Origin of the sequence: Limnobacter olei (assembly GCF_029087225.1) — a bacterium.
Taxonomy (GTDB): Bacteria; Pseudomonadota; Gammaproteobacteria; order Burkholderiales; family Burkholderiaceae_B; genus Limnobacter; species Limnobacter olei.
The window spans coordinates 137290-158340 of the sequence record NZ_JARFJD010000016.1; the positions used below are offsets into that span (position 1 = coordinate 137290).

Genomic DNA, 21051 nt, shown 5'->3' on the forward strand with positions numbered 1-21051 from the left:
AATGTCGGGGGTTGTTGTGTCGTCTGATCTTGCCAGCATTCACCCCGGCGTGTGGCGTGCCCACCAGTTTGCCAACGACACCAGTGCGCGTATACCCAGCGGCTTTGTTGCCCTGGATCAACAATTGCCCGGGGGTGGCTGGCCTACCCGCAACCTGATTGAACTGCTGCTGAAACACCATGGCATTGGCGAGCTTCGCTTTCTAATGCCGGTGTTGCGCAAACTGTCGCTGGAGAAAAAAAAACTGGTGCTGATTGGCGCACCGCTGCTACCACTCACGCCGGCGTTTGAGCAGTTCGGTGTGGCCTTGGATCAGGTGCACTTGGTTCAAACCGACAAACCCCAAGATCGCCTTTGGGCGATCGAACAAGTGCTGCAAAGCGATTCCTTCGGTGCACTTTTCATGTGGCTGCCGGAAGAAAAAACACTGTGCAACCCAACTGTGTTGCGTCGCTTGCAGTACCAGGCCACTCGTTCACAGGGTTTAAGTTTTGTATTTCGCCCCATTCGGGCACAAATGCAACCCTCCCCGGCTTCACTGCGCTTGTGCCTGACGGCCCAAAGCAGCAATAGCTTGCGAGTGCATTTGATCAAACGCAGGGGGCCTGTGCTTGAGCAGGCAATACTGATCGATTTACCAAAACCGCAAGGTGCTTTACCCGACACCCCGCACTCACAGGAGCTTGTTCGTGCGCTGGATCGCCCTGAGTTACAGACAACCCCGCAACCCACGCGAAGTCAAATCACAATTTGATGCCAATTCCTTGTTTGAATTGGCAGCACATTACAGCCCGGTGGTGTGCTGGCGACAAGACCAGCATCATGAATATGTGGGTTGGCTGGTTGAAGTGCAGAGCAGCTTCAGGTTGTTTGGTGGCGCACAGGCTTTGCTTTCGCAATTCTGGGAAAGTACCGAGGAATTTTCTGGCGAATTGCAACTGGCCAACCACCACACTGCAACTGGTGCATGGTGGCTTGGCAAGTGCGCCCCCGCACGCAATCTGGATGATTTTCTGGCCATGCTGAATTTCAATGAAAACAGTTTGCTGGCCCTGCCAATTTCAGTGCTTGATTGCGATGTGAAGCTGCAAACCACCTGGCGACAATGCGGTTTTGGCCGCATTGGTGATTTGTGGCGTTTGCCACGCGATGGATTTTTAAAACGGTTTGGCGCACAAGCCTTGGCTGAACTTGATTCGGGTTTTGGGCTTCAAAACAAACTCGCCATAGCAACGGCACCCCACGAACCTGCGGATACATTCGAGCAAGAAAAGGAATTGCCTTTTCACAGCGACAGGCTTGATCTGATTGAGCACCATGCACAAGCACTGCTTGAAGCAGTGTGCAACTGGCTAAAGCAGCAAAAACATGGAACACGTGAATTGCACTGGGCCTTTGTTCACGCGCACGGTGAAGAGGTTTTACGCCTGAGAAGTGCGCAAGCCACCGATTGCATCGACACATGGAAGCGCCTGCTGCACCACCAACTGGGGCGGATGCAATTTGACGACGACATACGCAACCTTCGAGTGCAATGCATGCACAGTGAATTGCTGCCCAATGTGAATCGCAGTTTTTTACCCGATCCGGCAGAAGGCACTCGTAACTGGAACAACACCTGCGATGTTCTTCGCGCGCGCTTGGGCGAACAAACCGTATTATTTGCAGCCACAGAAAGTGACCCAAGGCCCGAATGCAGCATTGTGTTGCAACACACCCCGCTGCAAAAACCTGCGAACACTGCCTTTAAGAAAATTGAAAACCAACATGCCCCTGAATTGAACAATGCGGCATTGGCGGCCAGCAGCCCGCGCCCATTGTGGCTGTTGCCAACGCCCAAGCCACTTCAAGGAAAAGCCCCACAGTGGCAAGTGGGTGGCCCATGGCAATTGCTTAGCGGCCCTGAACGTGTTGAGTTTGGCTGGTGGGATGCCAAACCTTGCAAGCGCGATTACTACTGCGCACGCGATAGCAATTCCAGTTTGGTGTGGCTGTATCAAGACCTGCTTGAAGAAGATGCACGCTGGTTTTTACATGGTTACTTTGCATAAGGCACTCTGAACATGAATGCGCCATTGCACACCGCACCACCTTTTGCTGAAGCACTGGCGTTGAGTAACTTCAGTTTTTTAAAAGGTGCTTCACACCCGGAAGAACTGGTGCAACAAGCCAAACTGTTGGGTTACAGCGCCATTGGCATCACGGATGAATGTTCGCTGGCGGGCATTGTTCGTGCACATCAGGCCGCCAAGGAGTGTGGTATCCAACTGTTGGTAGGCGCCCAGTTTGTGTTCGCAAACAACAGTGCATTTACCGGCCAGCGTATTGCCTTGATAGTGAAAAATAAAACCGGCTACACCCACTTGTGCAGGCTGATTACCCAGGCCCGTGGCCGTGCAGCCAAAGGCGACTACCTGTTCACCCGTGACGACCTTGCCGATATTCCACCCGGACTTCAATTGCTGCTGGTGCCCGACGAACGCAACAAGGAAAACTTTCCTGCCCTGTTAAGTTGGTGTGCCAAGCGTTTTGCTGGCCGCATGCAGGTGGTGTGTAATTTGCAGCACCGTGGGTTCGACCAGGCATGGCTGCTGTACTTGCAGGCCTTGGCCCACCTGCACCAGGTTGAACTCATGGCCAGCAACTTGCCTGTAATGCATTCGGGCGAACGCAAAAACCTGCATGATGTGCTCACCGCCATTCGGCTGAACTGCAAGCTGAACGACGCAAAACCATTTCTCGAAACAAATGCGCAACGTTGCTTGCAGCCCTTGCAAGTGCTTGCCAAAACCTACCCGCACAACTTACTTAAGCAAACTACAACACTGGCGGCACAGTGTGTTTTTTCACTAGATGAATTGCGCTACCAATACCCGCGTGAAATTAGCCCTGAAGGCCTGGAACCCACACAATACTTGCGTCAACTTGTAGAAGAAGGCGCAGCCCAACGCTACAGCGGCAAAGTACCTGCCAAAGTCAGGAAGCAAATTGAACATGAATTACAGCTGATTGAGGAACTGAAATTTGAGGCCTACTTTTTAACGGTTTACGACATTGTCCGTTTTGCGCGCTCCCGCAATATTTTGTGTCAGGGCCGTGGGTCTGCCGCCAATTCCGTGGTGTGTTATTGCCTGCACATTACCGAAGTCAACCCCGACAAAATGGCCGTGCTGTTCGAGCGTTTTATCAGCAGGGAACGAAACGAGCCACCCGACATTGACGTGGACTTTGAACACACACGCCGCGAAGAAGTGATTCAATACATTTACAAGAAGTATGGTCGCGACCGGGCCGCACTGGCCGCCAGCGTGGTGGTGTACAGACCCCGCTCAGCATTGCGGGATGTGGGAAAAGCCTTGGGGCTGGAAACTGATTTGGTTGAACAATTAGCCAAGTCGCAAGACGGTGGTTACAGCCGCAGCATGAGCGTGGACCACATGGTACAGGCAGGCATTGATGTTCGCCAAAGCACCGTGCAGCATTGCGTGCATTTGGCCGATGAACTGCTGGGGTTTCCACGACACTTGTCGCAACACACAGGCGGCTTTGTGATTGCGCGCGACAGCCTGACTGAACTGGTGCCAGTGGAAAATGCTTCGATGCCAGAGCGCAGTGTCATTCAGTGGGACAAAGACGACTTGGACGCCATGGGCCTGATGAAGGTAGACGTACTGGCGCTTGGCATGTTGAGCGCCATTCGAATGACGCTGGACGAATTGCACAAAAAACCCGGTGCCCCCAGAACCCTACAAGCTATACCACCCGAAGACAGCACGGCCTACGACATGATGTGCAAGGCCGACACCGTAGGTGTGTTTCAAATTGAAAGCCGTGCGCAAATGGGTATGCTTCCCCGCCTGAAACCCCGTGAGTACTACGACCTGGTGATTCAGGTAGCCATTGTGCGGCCCGGCCCCATTCAAGGCGGCATGGTGCACCCGTTTTTAAAACGCAGGCAGGGCCTGGAAGCAGTGAACTATCCTTCGGAGGCCTTGAAAGAGGCACTAGGCCGCACCCAGGGTGTTCCTATTTTTCAGGAACAAGTGATGCAAATCGCCATTCTGGCTGCTGGCTTTACACCGGGCGAGGCCGATGCGTTGCGCCGCGGAATGGCCGCCTGGAAACGCAAAGGCGGCCTGCACCATTTTTACGGACGTGTGGTGAACGGCATGTTGGAGCGTGGTTACACCCGTGAGTTTGCAGAAAGCATTTTCAAACAAATGGAAGGCTTTGGCGAATATGGTTTTCCGGAAAGCCATGCCGCCAGTTTCGCCTTATTGGTGTACGCATCGTCCTGGCTGAAATGCCACCACCCCGATGCATTTTTGTGTGGTTTGCTCAACGCGCAGCCCATGGGTTTCTATGCGCCTTCACAGCTGATTCAAGATGCACAACGACATGGCGTGACAGTACGGCCCGTGGATGTGCAGTGCAGTGCAGTGCAAACCAGACTGGAAAATGCACTGATGAATGAATCACAGCAGCATCACCACAACACGCTTCTGCCTGTTCGTCTGGGTTTAAACCGGGTGAACGGTCTGAAACACGAGGCTGCATTGCGCATAGTTCAAGCCCGCGAACAAGGCTTGTTTGAGAGTGTGGAAGACTTGACCAAGCGCGCCCTGCTTGACCGCGGCGACCTGCTTGCACTGGCCGATGCAAATGCGCTTGAGCAACTGGCAGGGCACCGCCGCCAGGCCGTGTGGCAAACCGCAGCAACTGAAACAAGGGGCGTTCGGCACGGCGCAAACAACACAGACCTGCTGACCAACACCCGCAGCAATGAAACACCGCTTGAATTGCCCAAAGCCGGTGAACTGGAAGACATGCTGGCCGATTACCGCGCCACAGGTTCAAGCCTGGAACACCACCCTATTTCATTTTTGCGCAAGCAACTGGCACCGTACAAAATAAGGCAGGTTGAAGAATTGCGCACTTACCCCAACGGCAGGCTGGCAAGGGCCTGCGGCATTGTGACACACCGGCAACGCCCAGCCACTGCGCACGGCACCGTGTTTTTAAATCTTGAAGATGAAACAGGCAATGTGAATGTAATTGTGTGGAACAGCCTAGCCGAAGAACAGCGACAGGTGCTGCGCAATGCGCAAATTATGGGGGTGTTTGGTATTTGGCAGCGCGAAGGTGAAGTGTGCAATTTGGTGGCACGCAGGCTGGTGGATTACACCCACCTGCTTGCGCAACTGCAAACGCCGTCGCGAGACTTCAAGTAATCACACAAAGCTTTTTTACTTCAATGATTAAATATCCACTTCCACCAAATTGCCCTTGTCCTCCAGCCAGGTGCGGCGTGCGCCACTTTCCGTGCGGCCCATCAACATGTGCATCATGGCATTGGTTTCGGTCACATCCATGCTGCCCAAGGTAACCGGCAACAAGCGACGTGTGTCAGGGTTCAAGGTTGTTTCCCACAACTGCTCGGCATTCATTTCACCCAAGCCTTTAAAACGGGAAATCTTGATGTTCGCCTCTTTCACACCCTCTTTGCCCAGTTTGTCTTGCACCGCGTAAAGCTCGGCTTCGTCAAGGCAGTACAGTTTGCGCGCGGGCTTTTTTCCCTGTGCGGGCACATCCACGCGAAACAGCGGTGGCCTAGCCACATACAAGTTCTGGCTTCGAATGAGCGCAGGAAAATGCTTGTAGAACAAGGTGAGCAACAACACCTGAATATGTGAACCATCCACATCAGCATCGGAAAGAATACAAATTTTGCCGTAACGCAAACCGCTTAAATCGGGATTGTCATTCACGCCGTGTGGGTCCACGCCAATGGCCACCGCAATGTCATGAATTTCCTGATTGGCAAAGAGGCGGTCTTTGTCGGTTTCCCAAGCATTGAGCACCTTGCCACGCAAAGGCAATACAGCCTGAAACTCTTTGTCACGCCCCATCTTGGCCGACCCACCGGCAGAATCACCCTCAACCAGAAACACCTCATTCAGCGTAATGTCAGTGCTTTCACAATCGGTCAGCTTGCCTGGCAAAATAGCCACTGAAGAGCTTTTTCGTTTCTCGACTTTCTGCGCTGCACGTGAACGGGCTTGCGCCTGTTTAATGGCCAGTTCAGCAATTTTTTTGCCGTCTTCCACGTGCTGGTTCAACCACAATTCAAATGCAGGCTTCACCAAGGAAGATACCAAACGCACAGCATCGCGGCTGTTCAAGCGCTCCTTGATTTGTCCCTGAAACTGCGGGTCGAGCACCTTGGCCGACAACACAAAACTGGCTCTGGAAAATATATCATCAGGCATCAACTTGATGCCTTTGGGCATCAGCGAGTGCATTTCACAAAATGCCTTGATGGCCTGAAACACTGCTTCGCGCAAACCCGATTCATGTGTACCACCAGCAGAAGTCGGAATCAGGTTCACATAGCTTTCACGCACCGGCGCACCTTCGGCCACAAAAGCCAAAGCCCAGGCTGCACCCTCGCCTTCTGCAAAACCTTCATCGCGAAGTACATCAACGCTCAGGTCGCCGCTGAATATGGGGGCCACCAGTTCACGGTCGAGCAACTCTTCCTTTAAAAAACCACGTAGTCCATCATCGAATTTCCAGCGCTTGGCTTCACCGGTTTTCTCAGAAACCAACACCACCTCGACACCTTTCAACAACACGGCCTTGCTGCGCAACAGGCGGTCCATTTCGTTCAAGGGCAATACAGCGGAATCAAAGTACTGGGGATCGGGCCACACACGCACGGTAGTGCCCTTTTTGGGATCACTGCTTGTTTGCGGGCGTACTTTCAGGGGTTCGATTACATCGCCACCGCTGAACACCAATGTGCCCACCTGCTTGTCGCGAACCGCACTCACCTCAAGCCGGGTTGACAGGGCATTGGTTACTGACACACCGACACCGTGCAGGCCGCCTGAGAAGCGATAAGCGCCACCATCGGCCTTGTTGAATTTGCCACCTGCATGCAGGCGGGTGAACACCAACTCGATAACCGGCACCTTTTCTTCGGGGTGAAGACCAATCGGAATGCCCCGCCCTTCGTCCTGGACCGAGACACTGCCATCGGTGTGTACGGTTACTGTAATGCGCGCACCAAAACCCCCCAAGGCCTCGTCGGCTGCGTTGTCGATCACCTCTTGAATAATATGCAAGGGGCAATCGGTGCGGGTGTACATGCCGGGGCGCTGCTTGACTGGCTCTAGCCCTTTAAGGACACGGATCGACGATTCTTGGTACTGGCTCATGACAACCTGATAATTCAATGACCGCTTGATGATACCAATAATTTGGATTCATTTCGGGCAGGACTGGAACCATCTGCGGCTGTGCCAGCACTCATGACCAAGATAGGAAATTTGTACCGCGTGGTTAGCACACTTTTCAAGGCTAATAAAGCAGCATGTCACCCCACCCCCTATCCATGGTGACACCTCGTTCGGACTTTTTGCAGCCTTGATACGCTGTGGCGTTATTTAAACAACTCGCCAAGGCCGACCATGATTCCACTTCCGTTTCAAGTAGAGAGGCTCGACATGAAACCGATTGCCCCCAAATTAAAGATCACCGCGATTCAAAGGTGCTCAAGGGCGAATCTGGAAACAACTCGCTCGGAGTTTGAATTGTTGGTTGCCAAGCAGGAAAAGCGGTTGCGCAACTTCATCATCAAACATTTTCGTGATGAAAACGCGGTCGAGGATGTATTCCAGCAAACCTTGATTGAGGCTTACTGCTGCTGGGACAGCTTTCGAGGTGATGCAAAAAGAGCGACCTGGCTGTTTGGCATTGCACTGAACATTATTCGGAACACCGCGCGCCGCTCTCCACAGTACAAATTTCATTTCACCACGGATGAAGACCTGGAGCTGGAACAGGCCGAAGGGTCTGACCCCATGCAGCATTGCATGAAAAACGAGTTCAGCATCAAACTGGAATCGGCGATTGGTAACCTGCCCAACGATCTGCGTGAAACCCTGGTTTTGGTGGTTCAGCATGGCAATTCTTACCAGGAAGCGGCTGACATTCTGGGTATTCCAATTGGCACGGTACGTTCTCGTATTTCAAGGTCACGAGCCCAATTGAAATCAATCTACGACCTGTATATGGACTGATGAACGCAAACTTGGCAACCCGATATGGGGCACTCAACAAAATTCTGGAATCACTGGGAATGACTCTCAGTGACACCGAGCAATGTGCGGGCGAAGGTGGTTATCGAATTGATTTTGAAAAGAACTTCACAGTTGAATTGCAACACCTTGGCGGCGCAGATTGCAGGGTAAGCGCAAGAATTTTCAGCTTGGGGAAGTCGTTACAGGTTCAGGAAAACCAAATTAAACTGGCCTTGGCCCTGTTTAGTGAATTGAAAAATGACATGCCCAATGGTGTATCAACCGCAATTTCAAACCACGACAACTGCTTGCGCTTGTGTGTTGAAATTGTGAGTGAGAACAAAGACATCATCATGTCTCAATTTCAGGGCTTTGTTCACGTGGCTTTTGCCTACAAACAAACCTACTTTCAGCACAAAGGCACAACATAAAGCAATCAGTCTCGGCTTTGTGCAGCCTTGGCCCGGTCGTTTAAAACAGCTTGAAGCCACAACTCGAATTTCTCTTGTGCATCCAACACATTGTTGGCCGACATCAACTTAGAAACAAGCAACTTGGAATATTCGAGCTCGAAAATACAGGTTTGCTCTAGAGACTTTGCAAGCCAGCGCTGCGACAACCAGTCTCGTAGACAGTTACTTTCATAGCTGTTTAAAACCAGGGTGGCCTGAAACTCGGAGGGACAAGACCACGACTGCGACAATTCAGCATGCCCCAAACCCTCAGCGAGTTGCTCGTTAATCAAAAACCAATTTTCGGGAGGGCTTTGCAACATGGAATTCAAGAATGCCTAAACAACACCAGCGGTGTCGCTGTGAATTTGTTGCGCGAGAGTACGGGGCGTAGACAGGCTTGAAAAGCGCTGCAAAGCAAGAGGTTTTATAGGGCGAGCTTTGAGCTCAGAAAGAATCGCTTTGAAGGTGGTGCGCGCAGCAGAGCCAGTGGGGTTGGCTGCACTGCTTGCTTGCGAGGACCCAGACTGTATTGGCGGAGTGTTTGAATTGATCATTGGTTATGATTACAGGCACAAGGCCAATAAACGTCGTTTCATGACAATTGAGTGGCCTTGTCATCGGAATGGTTCCCGATTTGCTCAAGCAAATCGAAACGTTTCATGCGGTAGTACAAGGAATGTAAAGGAATACCAAGGCTTTCACTGGCCAGCCGCGCGCACCCGCGGTGTGCATGCAGTGTTTGGATCAAAACAGCTTTTTCGAAAGCCAGCAAACGCTGCTTCAAACCAGCAGGTGCTTCGCTGCCAGGCACCGTGCACGGTTCGCCCAGCCCCATCACATGCCGTTGTGCAAATGCGTGTAACTCGCGCACATTGCCAGGCCATGGTCGGCTCAACAACTCGTCCGTGTCTTCAAGTTCCAGCTTGGGAACTTCCAGCTTGAACTGCGTGGCCACATCGTTCAAGAAATGCCGGTACAGGGGAATGATGTCTTCGAGCCGCTCTGCCAAGGCAGGAATTCGAACCTGCGACACACTGAGCCTGAAGTGAAGGTCTTCCCGAAATCTGTTCTGTTCCACCAAGGTTTCAAGTTTGGTTTTTGTCGAAGCGATGACCCGAAAAGCCGAGTTGTAGAACACATGCCCACCCAGCCGAATTGCGCCGCGATATTGCAGGGCATTCAGTAACTTGGCTTGACACGACAGAGGCAGGCTGTCTATTTCATCCAGGTACAGGGTGCCATTGTGCGCAAGCTCCAATTTTCCTGGCCTGTCTTTTTGCGCCCCGGTGAAAGCACCTGCCATCACCCCAAATACTTCGGCTTCAAAAAGCTGCTCTGGCAAGGCAGCGCAATTGACATGCACAAACTCGCCTTTCACGCCAGAGTGCGCGTGCAGCCAACGCGCAGCGGTATCTTTGCCAGCACCCGTAGGCCCAAGCAACACGGTGTCGATGGGTAGCTGTTTTAAGCGCTGCAGTTGGGATACCGCATGGCGCATAGGTTGCGAACGGACAAACTCATCACTGTAGGGCCCCAGGTTGCTATTGGGCAATGGCTTTTTACCAGAACGAAACGGTTTGGTTCGTATCAGCTTTTCAAGTACATGAACTGCAGCCAAAGGATTGGCTGGGTGCACAATTGAGGCAAAAATGGGAATGTCATGGTAAACGTACTCTTGCCAGGGTTTCTCGATAAAACGAATGATCTGTGTTTCAGGCTTTCTACCTTGGGCTTTAAAGTGCTCAATTAAATCCCCAAGCTGCTCCAGGCCCTGATCAACCAGCAACCAGTGCGCCGGCAAACTGCGTTTGCCCAGCAAGTCGATCAGTGACAGTTCGTGAACACTGGCCTGCATCAACAAGGCTGCGGCACGCAACCTGCTTTTGAGTTCAGGGGATTCAATGCAAAGGGTTAACTCGGTCATTTGCAGTCACGGCACAATGAAATGAATAAAGTTCATTGTGAGGGCTGCGTGCCAGCATTGGATCACCCCTTGGGATTAGTCAATGTTGTGATTCTGACTGCCCCATCACCTCCACCCGCAACATGTCCCGTGCGCGTGACAAACGGGAGCGAACTGTACCAATGGGCAAGTCCAGTTCAAGTGCAGCATCCTGATAGGTAAACCCCTCAAGCAACACCAGCTGAACCACTGTTTGCATTTTGCCAGGAAGGTGATCAATTGCGGACTTCAGGGTTTCCATGCGCTCCTGGCGCATCAGGGATTCTTCAGGCTCGCACATGGAATCGGCAGGAATCAGGCTGACTTGCTCATCAAAATCATCGGCTTGAAAGCGAAAACTGGTATCGCGGTAGCGAAAGTTTTTCACCAGATTCAGTGCAATGCCAAACAACCAGGTTTCTGGTTTGGACTCTCCACGAAAACTCGCCCAGTTGCGAAATGCAGCCAGGTGGGTTTGCTGAATAAGGTCATCCACATAATCCTCACGGCGCAGGTGTTTGCGCACAAAGTGGGTTAAACGCGATTGCTGCGACTTCAACAAGGCCTCAAGCGTGCAAAGTTGTGCAGCTGTCAGCGGTGTTGGTGTGTTTTCGTCAATACCTGAAACGGTGATTTCGAACTGCTGAACGTTTGCGGTGTGTTCCATGACCTGCCTCTGTTTGCTTGTGTGTGGTAACAAGCGTTGTGCAGTGTGCATGCCAGGACCATGCAAATTTCAAACGGTTGATTTCATGGCGTATTTATTGATTAACTCCCAACTGGTGTTGGATTTTTTCTAAATTTGCAGGGCTGGGCGAAGCAAAATCTCTAAATCAGCACGGGCTTGCGTACAGGCTGAGTCCAGTTGCGGTGTAAAATGCGCTCATCTCGCGGTAGTACAATGGAAAGTACGAGGCCCTCCTAAGGCTTAGATACAGGTTCGATTCCTGTCCGCGAGACCAGGCATAAAAAAAGCCCCTGAACTTGTCAGGGGCTTTTTCATTCACACACTGGCTTGCTCAGCTGGCTTGCTCGGTCACAATTTTCCAGCGACCGTCTTCTTTCTTCAAACGCAATGTTTTGCGAACATTGTCCGAGTACTTGTCGGCTTTGTAGGCCTGGTCAAACTCGGCAGTGGCTTCTTCGCCATTGATTTGAACATTCAGGTTGCTGATATCGACCTCAATACTTGACTTGCTTGCGATTCGGGCGCGGCGCTGGCTTTCCCATTGTGCCCGGCTTTGCGCACCAGGCAACTCGAAGTTGGCCGAGTAGAAGCTGAGGTAGCCCTCCACATCGCGTGCACTCCAGGCTGCTGCCCAGTTGCTCACCACTTCGGTTACCTCAACCTGAAGCTGTGCAGGGCTTGGGCCTGCCGGCGCTGCGACAGGTGCTGCGGGTGCCAATGCCGGGGTATCGCCAGCCGCAGCTGGTAACTCCCCGCCCAGCAAATCATCGGCAGCAGGTGCGGCGGGGTCAAGCGCAGCATCTGCGGCTGGATCTGCAGCCGCTGGCTCAGCTGAGGGCGCAGCCTCAGTGGCTGGTGCTGGCTGCTGATCAAGCACCGCTGGACGCAACTGATCAAGGCCCAAGAAGTGGCTGACTGGCTTCAAGTTATCGGCATTGTTGATCAATGCCTGACCACCGTAAGTTACGATCAGCAAACCGACCATCAAGGTGTAGACCGGCAATAACCAACGCTCGTAGCGATAGTAGAAAGCCTTGCCTTTGGTGTCCTCGGCAGCCTTGTCCATTTCCGCTTCACCCACCACCTGCCTTGCAAGCAACTGGTTCAGTGCCACAGGCGGCGAGAGGTAACCCAATTCGAACGCGGTGATCACGATCATCCAGAAGTGGACCGGGTGAATACCGTTGCTGTATGCAATTGGTGCCACCGTGGCCGACACGAGAATAACCGCACCAAACGGATCCATGACCATGCCGATGAAAATCATCAGGAGCATGAAGATAGTCAGCGCCATCCAGACACTGCCCATTTCGGCAGGCACAACCTCCATGATGCCTGAGCGTTCGATCATGCCGCCCACGCTAATGGACAAGGCCATCAACATGATCAGCGCGCCAATGTGACCAATTGTTTCTGTGGTGGCGCTACGCACCGCCATTTCAAGGCCTTCGTTCTTTTTCTTGTCTGCCTGTGTATCGCCACCCACTTTGGTTGGACCACCACGCAGCTTGTCGAAAATAATCACGAACAACATGATCACAGGCAACATCACTGGTGCGGTAAATTCGTCCAGCTTGGTGTCCAGCAGGTACTCATAGCCGTAAACCACCAACAACATGATCAAGATGTAAGGCGATACTGGCACCAAAGCGCGAAGCGATTGTGGCAAGGCCTCTTTCGCTTTTGCGCGTTCGGTCACACGTCCTTCCGCTTTCAGCAGCGCAATAATCATGAACACAGTGGAGGTCAGGATGAACACGAACAAGCCCCAGCCGTACAACTCGCTGGTAGTGACCTCTTTGTTCAATGCTGCAATAACCACGATGAGCAAACAAGGGCGAAGCACCACACCCAACGAGCCTGACATGGCTGTGGCGGCCAAAGCAAAATGGCGACGCGCGCCTACCGCAAGCACTTCTTTGTAAACAATCGCGCCTGCTGCAATCACAAATACACCAGAAGCACCAGTGTAGGCTGTGGGCACAGCAGCGGCCAGCAATACAATGTAGGTGAAGACTTCTGGCGGTAGTTTCCACGGACGCAAAATGTCCATGAACAGTGAAACCACGCGGGTTTGCTTGAGCAACATACCTGCCCACAGGTACAAAGCCAAATTCAGGAAAATGCTCGACAACTCGGTGATTTGACCAAAGTAAATTGCCAAACCGGCGACATAGTCGTCCATGAAAAAGTTGATACCCGCATTCAAGGCCATGAAGGCATACAGCGGGATACTCAGAATACCCATGCCGTAACTGCCACCTTCTTCAGCATGCGCCGGAATCTTCAACACATCCTTCAAGCTGATATACGATAAAGCGGCGAAGAGAGTGATCGAAATGATGCTGATGACAGGATTCTCAACTGGTACACCCGAGTCATATTGAAGCTTGAGGTAATAGGCAGTTGAAATTGTCATCAAAAGGTTTGCGCCCAGCATGGCCAGCGAATAAACCTGGAAATCTTTCTTCGTGCGGGGTGGACGCAGGTTGATGTGGTGGAAATGCTTGGTGGTTGAAATGGCGGCAATTGCGACCATGATCAACAAAATCAATGGGCGGTTTTCCGTACCAAATTTGAAGATACCGAAAAAGCCGGTTTCAATTTCGCGGAACACTTCCACTTCAGGCGTAATCGCCTTGCTGACCCGTTCGTACACGGCAAAGCGCTCGCGACATTGGTCACGGGCTGCTTCAAGCGAGGCCCGAATTTCGTTTGGATCAATCGCAACATCACCAAACAACAAATCGAGATCAGATTTGGGCGCACCTTGTGAATCAGCAAGCTGTTTGGCTACCAGTGCATCAATATCAGGGTTGGCTTCACAAGTGGGTGCTGAAGGATCGGCACGCAACAGGAAGTACTGAACCTGGTTTTCGGGATCGCCAAACATGCGCTCACCTAGCCGCAAGAGCTGGCCATGCACCATTTCGCCGGTACCAATAATCAGGGTAAGTAACAACAGTGAAAAAATCGGGAGGCTGGACAGCCATTCGGATGGCGTGCGACCGAACCATTTTTTGCCGGCGGAACTCTGCATAACGGATCCTTATCAGCGTCAATCGAATGATTGACTGATCTAATTAGCTATTTAAGATAATAAAAAAGGGGCAACGGCAAGCCCCTTTACTGCAAAGGCAAACTGGCGGGAATAAGCCCCGCCAAATTCTGTTACAGCTCAGTTTTTGTAGAACACTCAGAGTCGGCACGGTTCACACCACAACGAATCTGCTTCATGATATTCAAAGCCTTGGGGTCGTAAGATCCGCTCTTGGCGAGACTGATACGGGATTCGCGCAACAAGATGGTGTATTTCACAGAGTCAGCGGCAGGAATATCCATCCATGCACCATTGGGAATGCCCTTTTCAGCATTGGTGATAATTTGCATGCCGGCCGGGAATTTCTTGGACCAATAGTCACGGGATTTTTGTGCGAAGCCTTCGGGGAACTTGCTCTTGTTAACAATAAGCTGGTAAGTAAGAACGGCAACCGGGAAACGGACAATAGCCCCGGCGTTACCCAGGCCCTTGTAGAGTTCCAAAGGTTTGTAGGCAGCAGCAGGCGCGGCAATAATGTCAACAGAGCCGTTATTGAACTTGGCACCAAAGTTGGAAATGTCAGCCGACACCGGTGAGGCGCCCACTTTTGAAATCATTTCCTTTTGGGCTGAGTCGTAATCAAACGAGGCAATTTTCTTGCCAGCCAGTTTTTCAACTGAGTTGATGTCGCGGCTTTTCACATACAGGTAAGCAGCGCCAAACGGAAAAATACCCGCCACTTGGTAGTTACCTTGTGTCATCAGGGCATCTGCTTTCTCGCCTGCGAACAACTGAATGGTGCGCTTGACCACTTCATAGCTCAAAGGCATGTCGACTTTGCCGTCTTTCACCACGGAAGCAGCACCCAGAGCATCGATAGAACCGGCGACTGAATTATAGGCACGGGTACGGAAAGAGGTGGCCACCAACATGTCACACTGGCCGGTCTTGAAGTTTTCCGAGGCGATTTTTTCATCGGTGAACGCCTCAAGCTCCAGGTCAGCACCAAAACCCTTGGCGGCGAGAACGTAGTCCTTGCTCAGGTTGAACACATCGCCGCCCGCGCCAAGAATGTCGAACACGCACACTTTTTGTTTGGCCAAAGCCGGTGATGCGGACGCCATCAAAGCCAAGCCAAAGCCTGCTGTGATTGCTTTCATTTTAAATGTCATTGTCTGGTCTCCCAAAATTGTGTTTCTGCGCTTTGGACCAACTTGCTAGAGAATAGCCAAAGCTTGCTGTGAGCAAAAACTTATTTCAACAAATCGTCTACGTTCATGCCTTCAGGCATCGCAGCTTCTTCATCCCAATATTTTCCCATGCTGCCCACTGGGGTGCGAGTACCAACATTTTCTGTCCAGTAACGGTCGGAAAGGTTGGTCATCACAGCAACGGAAATCCCTTCAACCAATGCGTATTGTTCGCTTGGTTTGAAATCTTTGACATCGGCAAAACGCTTGGTCGAGTCGCGGAAACGGGTGGTGTCGCCCACCGCCAGCGAGGACAAACCGTACATGACGTGAGAAAGGCGAACACCCTGACGCTCGCCAATCAGCATGGACAGGCGGAAAGTACCCCATACGTCTTTTCCTTCAGACGCACCCGGCAAAATACTCCACACAACAGCGCGTGCTGCGTTGGGAGCACCCCACCACTTGGCGTTTGAAATGCAAGTGAGCGCACGTTCGGATTTTGGTGCAATGTCTGTGGGTACACCGACCATTTGCTGGGAAGCAATGTCGTTTACCACGGCTTGCAAGCCAGCCACAGTGCCTAGCAGGTAGGCCAGTTCATCGAAATCACGCTCAAACTCGGGGCAACCCTCACCGTATTCGAAATTGTATTTGTCCTGAAGCTTGTTGCGCATGGCCTCAAAAGCGCGCAGCTGGCGACGAGCTGTAATTTCGAGCAAACGTTTCTGGGCGATTCGTGCGTCTTGAGCTTCTTCGATGTTGTTCTGTTTAGAAGCACGCAAATAGCGCAGTTCGGCCTCGACGGCACGCTGTTCGGAACAGGCGGCAGAGGAAACCAGCAGCAGGGATTCAAGCAGTTGGGGGTCACCACCAAACGCGCGGGTACCACCGGAGATTAACGGAAAGTTACCTGTGGCAAAACGACAGGCCATGTCAACATCGTCGATTTCAAGCTGAGGAGGAATAATTCGGCGTTCAATCAGGTTAATCGCGAGGTTTGTGGCACCCCGCTCAATGCTTGCGCAACCTGCCGCAAATGCAACCACTCCCGAAATGGCCAATACACGCCATACGCCAGCTTTGATCATTGATGTCTCCGTTGATTTTTCTTTTATACCTTGTCTAGTCAATATTTAGATTTGACCTTTGAGTAACAAGATTTGCGCACGTTATTAAACCATGAAATATTCACCCATCCAAGGGAAAGTAAACAGTTGTTAATAGAAGCGTCATTCTATTTAACCCGGCAAATTCAAAGAAAGATGCCAAAACACCCCGCAATTGAAGGCAATAAATTGTTAAAAAGCGCGGAGAATAAAGTATCTCCATGTTGCGATCTCGAAATTCATGATGCAGATTGACCTACCGGCAGACAACCCCGACACCGCTGCAAAGGACAATGCAGGCAAACCTGAGCAGATGAAGCAGGCCGTGAAGGACATGACGCCGCTAAAGGGCAAAACCGCGCTGGTGGTGGATTCAGCGCTGGCCACTCGCCGTGCGCTTCAGGATCAACTTTCACAATTGGGTGCCAAGTCAGTTATTTTCGCCAGCTCGGTTTCTGAAGTTGAACAACTCTTGAGTTCTCGAGAATTCGCGCTGATTGTTTGCGAATATCAACTTGAGGGTGACCGCAACGGCCAACAATTGCTGGAAGACTTGCGGGTGAACAAAAAACTGGCCTGGTCCACCGCGTTCATGATGGTGACTGGTGAGCGAAGTTACGGCAATGTTGTTGCAGTGGCCGAGTTTGAGCCTGACGATTACCTGATCAAACCTTTCACGGCATCGACGCTGTCGGACCGTGTGGTTCGAATATTCAACCGGAAGATCCGCCTGGCTGAAGCCTACCGTTCAATGTTCGAGGAACGCTTTCAGGAAGTACCGGGCATTTGCGAAGATCTGGAATCCCGGTTTCCCCAGTACATGAATGAACTTGAGCGTATGCGTGTTGAGTCGTTCTATAGGTCTGCACAGTATGAAAAAACCGAGCTGGAATTGCTCGCCAAGCTTGAGAAAGCCCCCAAGCCCTGGATGCAGTTGTTGCTGGCCAGGGTAAACCTTGAGAAAAAACAGTTTGAAGAGGCCAATGAACTGCTCAGTGAAGTGGTGAAAACAAACCCGGAATACCTGGCCGCAAGTGACCTGTTTGCCGATGTACTTTGGGAACAAAACCGCCCTGCCGATGCATTGGACATTCTTGAGAAAATGGGTGCGAAATCACTGTCATCGACAACACGCTTGCGCAAGCTGGCTGACCTGGCCGTTCGGATTGGCGACAATACACGATCAAAGAACTACCTGACGAAAGTAATCGACCGATCTCGAAACACCTCACTTTCGCAAATTCACGACTACCTTCAACTGTCGAAAATTTATGTCAAAGAAGGTCGACATGAAGAGGCTGAGAAATTGACTGCAAAAATGCGCAGCACCGTGAACTCCGCCGAGCTTGAGCTGGCACGCGCCATGATGGCCATACAAAAAGATATCGCCGATGGACGAGGGGTAAAGGCCACTGACAAACTGGCAGCTTTTTTCGAGAGTAATTCAGATGTACTGCCCACGCTTGAACCCGAAACATTGACCAGCCTTCTGGAGCTTTGTTTTGCTGTAAACATGGACACCAGAGGATATGAGTTGGCCAGCCAAATTACCAAGCACAAACCCTCCAAGGCCATGCTGGACAGAATTCGTGCAGCGATTTCGGATTTCAAAAGCAAGCAAGGCACCGCCAGCGACTGAAAAAAACGGCCAACTACAAGGCCCAGGCCGACTTGATCAATTCATCCAGATAAGCGCCATAAAACTCTGGCAAACCGGCGCCCAACAAGGGCTTTCCAGCCTCAGTACCTTTGGCACTGAACACCATGACTGTGGGTGAAAACTTCACATTTAACGGGCCAGCCAGAGATTTGCCGGTATACCTGTTGCCGTCAAACCAGGTGAAACTGCGTTTGTTGTCGGAGAAATCAATTTCGTAAACTGCCACCCTACCCTTGTAACCAAAATCGGAGTGAATGTGGCGAAGCGATTGTTGTCTGACTTTTTCGCAATAAGCACAATTGGGCAAAGAAAACAAAATAACCACGGCGGGTGCTTGCCCGTGCTGAAGATTCGATGGAAAAGAAAGTGCCTCTCCACCCGCGCTGAACGCGGGTGAAAACCAGGCAAACAACACAAACAGCCAAATTGCTTTCATGCAATTTAGACCACAAACCCTGGGTTGTCGTTCATTCCGATCAGTTTGGGTGTGTAAGGCACTTTGGTGGCCACTGTTTTCTGGTCTTTCAGGTACGTTTCTACTACGTCCCAAATTGGCGGTTCGCCGTTGTTGCGGGCTTCCTCAGCCACAGGGGCCCAACCGGCCACTTTGTAGGTTTTTGAAGCTTCAATGGGTTTGCCGTTCAAACGCATGTCTGAAATTCGATTGCCTGCATTGCCGTTCGGATTACACGTGTAGGTCAAGCCCCCAACTCGCACCATGTCACCCCCTTGCTGGTAGTAAGGGTCGGGGTTGAACAGGTTGTCACACACATCCTCCAGCACGGTTTTAATGAACTCGCCTTTCAGGTCGGCCAATGTGGTGTTGGGGTAGGTGATTGCGGTTTGATCCATCAGGTGTTCGCGCGTGATTGTTTGACCCGGCAGCAAGGAAGTACCCCAACGGAAACCAGGAGAAAACGCAATTTCAGCGTCTTTCACCTCCATCAAGGCATCAATAATCAATTGATCCCAACTGCCATTGAAGTTGCCACGGCGGTAAAGCAAACCCTCACTCACGGCCAAGGGCTCGCTCAGCTTTTCAATGTAGGGTTTGCGCACATTGCGCACAAAGGCATCCATGTCGGGATCGGCTGGCAACATATTCGAAAACACGGGCAATAAACGGTATTTGAAATCCCGCAACTTGCCACCTTGAATATCCATGTCGAGCACACCCAAAAACTTGCTGTTGCTGCCCGCGTTGGTCACGTAGGTGGTACCCGACGAATTTTTTACCGGAATTGCATTGGGCACACCATCATGAGTATGGCCGCCCAGAATGAAATCAATACCGGTCACTCTGCTCGCCATTTTCAGGTCAACGTCCATGCCGTTGTGCGAGAGCAGAACCACCGCCTGTGCGCCTTTTGCACGTACTTCGTTAACCACCTCCTGCATGCTTTCTTCCTGGATGCCATAAGACCAATCTTTCACAAAGTAACGCGGATTGGCAATTGGGCTATAAGGAAACGCCTGGCCAATGATTGCAACATTGCAACCGTTAATTGTTTTCATCACATGGCTGGGAAACACGGGATCGCCAAAATCGGCGGTTTTGATGTTCTGCGCAATAATGTCGATTTTGCCTTTGAAATCCTTTTCAGCCACTTCAAGTATTCGATCTGAACCGTAGGTGCATTCCCAGTGCAAAGTCATCACATCCACGCCCAACATTTTTGCAGCGTCGACCATGTCTTGCGCATTGGTCCACAAGCTGGTGGCCGAGCCTTGCCAGGTGTCGCCGCCATCGAGCAGCAATGCACCTGGCCTGCTGGCCTTCATCATTTTGACCAAGGTAGACAAGTGTGCGAACCCGCCTACTTTGCCGTAATGCCTGGCCGCTTCCTCAAAATTCAAATAGGTGAATGCATGTGCCTGTGCTGAACCGGGTTGGATGTTAAAGGCTTTCAGCAAAGACTCGCCCACCAAATGCGGTGCTTTTCCAAATGCGGCAGCCACACCCAAATTCACATTGGGCTCTCGAAAATAAATTGGCACCAACTGAGCATGGCAATCGGTCATGTGAAGCAAGCTGGCATTGCCAAAAGGTTTCAGGTCGTACAGTTTTTCACCATGACCACCAGCCAGCACATGGGGTGAGTTGATCGTCATGCCAGCAGCGGAGGCAGCCGCCAACATGCCCATGAATTCGCGTCGATTCATCTGCATTGGATAGTTCGCTTTTCAGAAAGTAAACACCTGCGCCTGTTCAGGCACAGGTGATCAGAACGTTTGTGTTACTTGTTGACCGGCGAGTCTGATGCCATCAACAGGGCCATCACATCTTTCAATTGGGCTTCAGTCAAAATGCCCTCGGCCCCAAAACGTGGCATGTTAGAACATGCATTGTAGGCATGCGAGTTCCAGATTTTCGCCCAGGTGTACTTCATGATTTCTTCAGAATTGCCACGCAGTTTGCCGTACTGGTACAAGGAGGGGCCAATGTTGCCGTACGACAATTCTTGCGGTGCCAATTGATGACAGGCGTAACAGTTGCCGCCGGCAGCAGTGTCTTCCTTGTCCGAAAACTGGAAACCCACACCGGTTTGAGCAATTTTTTCTCCCGCCTTCCAGTCGCCCAGGTACTTGCCATCGGCTGGATACTTCACCGCAGCCAAAGCTGCATTTTGCAACTCGGTGCGTTTGACATCGGGCAAACCGCCAGGTGCTGTCTCAGCCAATGAACAAGCCTTCTGCAGCTCGGTTTGGTTCACGCGTTCAAGTTTGGCGATGCCCTTCTCCTTGAACGAGGACAACATGAGCTGGTGGATCTCTTCATTGCTCGGCTCTGCCACCACAGATTGGCTGTCTGTGTTTGCGCAGGCAGCCAACATAGCGGCCAGCAACAGGCCAGTTGAGTATTTAATTGTGCGAAGCATGTTT

General features: G+C 51.6%; 16 protein-coding genes and 1 tRNA gene. 7 read left to right on the forward strand and 10 right to left on the reverse strand.

Annotated elements, in window-relative coordinates:
• Window position 1 precedes the first annotated feature (1 nt).
• Genes imuA through PY990_RS11050 form a run of 3 tightly spaced genes read left to right on the forward strand, consistent with a single transcriptional unit; the run spans window position 2 to window position 5231 of the window.
• Window positions 2–754, forward strand: coding sequence for a translesion DNA synthesis-associated protein ImuA (gene imuA, locus PY990_RS11040; RefSeq protein WP_275271639.1), 753 nt, complete (start codon window positions 2–4; stop codon window positions 752–754).
• Window positions 690–2051, forward strand: coding sequence for a DNA polymerase Y subunit UmuC family protein (locus PY990_RS11045; RefSeq protein ID WP_275271640.1), 1362 nt, complete (start codon window positions 690–692; stop codon window positions 2049–2051). The genes imuA and PY990_RS11045 overlap by 65 nt, the downstream gene beginning before the upstream one ends.
• 12 nt (window positions 2052–2063) lie before the next feature.
• Window positions 2064–5231, forward strand: coding sequence for an error-prone DNA polymerase (locus tag PY990_RS11050; protein WP_275271641.1), 3168 nt, complete (start codon window positions 2064–2066; stop codon window positions 5229–5231).
• 27 nt (window positions 5232–5258) lie between these two features.
• Here the strand turns inward: PY990_RS11050 and PY990_RS11055 are convergent, their stop codons facing one another.
• A complete protein-coding gene (locus tag PY990_RS11055) occupies window positions 5259–7220 on the reverse strand; it encodes a DNA topoisomerase IV subunit B (RefSeq protein WP_275271642.1) in 1962 nt (653 codons plus the stop codon).
• A gap of 288 nt (window positions 7221–7508) precedes the next feature.
• On the opposite strand from PY990_RS11055, the gene PY990_RS11060 reads away from it, so the two are divergent.
• Together PY990_RS11060 and PY990_RS11065 are read left to right on the forward strand one after the other, a co-directional pair.
• A complete protein-coding gene (locus tag PY990_RS11060) occupies window positions 7509–8084 on the forward strand; it encodes an RNA polymerase sigma factor (RefSeq protein WP_275271643.1) in 576 nt (191 codons plus the stop codon).
• On the forward strand, window positions 8084–8515 hold the full coding sequence (locus tag PY990_RS11065; RefSeq protein ID WP_275271644.1) for a hypothetical protein: 432 nt from the start codon (window positions 8084–8086) through the stop codon (window positions 8513–8515). Before PY990_RS11060 ends, PY990_RS11065 begins: the two co-directional genes overlap by 1 nt.
• A 5-nt stretch (window positions 8516–8520) precedes the next feature.
• Here PY990_RS11065 and PY990_RS11070 read toward each other — a convergent pair whose 3' ends face one another.
• From PY990_RS11070 to PY990_RS11080, 3 genes are all read right to left on the reverse strand, one after another.
• Window positions 8521–8829: a hypothetical protein gene (locus tag PY990_RS11070; RefSeq protein WP_275271645.1), complete on the reverse strand. Its 309-nt coding sequence runs from the start codon at window positions 8827–8829 to the stop codon at window positions 8521–8523.
• Between the two features lie 302 nt (window positions 8830–9131).
• Window positions 9132–10463, reverse strand: a complete 1332-nt coding sequence (locus PY990_RS11075) for a sigma 54-interacting transcriptional regulator (RefSeq protein ID WP_275271646.1) — start codon at window positions 10461–10463, stop codon at window positions 9132–9134.
• A gap of 79 nt (window positions 10464–10542) precedes the next feature.
• Window positions 10543–11148 carry an RNA polymerase sigma factor gene (locus tag PY990_RS11080; protein ID WP_275271647.1) on the reverse strand — a complete coding sequence of 202 codons (606 nt, stop codon included), beginning with the start codon at window positions 11146–11148 and terminating at the stop codon, window positions 10543–10545.
• A 220-nt stretch (window positions 11149–11368) separates the two neighbouring features.
• Here PY990_RS11080 and PY990_RS11085 point away from each other — a divergent pair.
• Window positions 11369–11443 (forward strand) — tRNA-Arg (locus PY990_RS11085).
• Between the two features lie 57 nt (window positions 11444–11500).
• Here PY990_RS11085 and PY990_RS11090 read toward each other — a convergent pair.
• From PY990_RS11090 to PY990_RS11100, 3 genes are all read right to left on the reverse strand, one after another.
• Entirely contained in the window at window positions 11501–14209 is a 2709-nt protein-coding gene (locus tag PY990_RS11090) for a TRAP transporter large permease subunit (protein WP_275271648.1), read from the reverse strand.
• Window positions 14210–14340: 131 nt separating this feature from the next.
• Complete coding sequence (locus PY990_RS11095) at window positions 14341–15381, reverse strand: putative solute-binding protein (protein ID WP_275271649.1); 1041 nt, start codon at window positions 15379–15381, stop codon at window positions 14341–14343.
• A gap of 80 nt (window positions 15382–15461) precedes the next feature.
• Window positions 15462–16490 (reverse strand): hypothetical protein, encoded by a 1029-nt coding sequence (locus PY990_RS11100; RefSeq protein WP_275271650.1) that lies wholly within the window; start codon window positions 16488–16490, stop codon window positions 15462–15464.
• Between the two features lie 259 nt (window positions 16491–16749).
• On the opposite strand from PY990_RS11100, the gene PY990_RS11105 reads away from it, so the two are divergent.
• Complete coding sequence (locus tag PY990_RS11105; RefSeq protein WP_275271651.1) at window positions 16750–18147, forward strand: response regulator; 1398 nt, start codon at window positions 16750–16752, stop codon at window positions 18145–18147.
• 13 nt (window positions 18148–18160) lie between these two features.
• Here the strand turns inward: PY990_RS11105 and PY990_RS11110 are convergent, their stop codons facing one another.
• The 3 genes from PY990_RS11110 to soxX all read right to left on the reverse strand — a co-directional run bounded on the left by PY990_RS11110 (window position 18161) and on the right by soxX (window position 21047).
• Complete coding sequence (locus tag PY990_RS11110) at window positions 18161–18604, reverse strand: thioredoxin family protein (RefSeq protein ID WP_275271652.1); 444 nt, start codon at window positions 18602–18604, stop codon at window positions 18161–18163.
• 5 nt (window positions 18605–18609) lie between these two features.
• Complete coding sequence (gene soxB / locus PY990_RS11115; RefSeq protein WP_275271653.1) at window positions 18610–20337, reverse strand: thiosulfohydrolase SoxB; 1728 nt, start codon at window positions 20335–20337, stop codon at window positions 18610–18612.
• 68 nt (window positions 20338–20405) lie between these two features.
• Entirely contained in the window at window positions 20406–21047 is a 642-nt protein-coding gene (gene soxX, locus PY990_RS11120) for a sulfur oxidation c-type cytochrome SoxX (protein WP_275271654.1), read from the reverse strand.
• Between the last annotated feature and the right edge of the window lie 4 nt (window positions 21048–21051).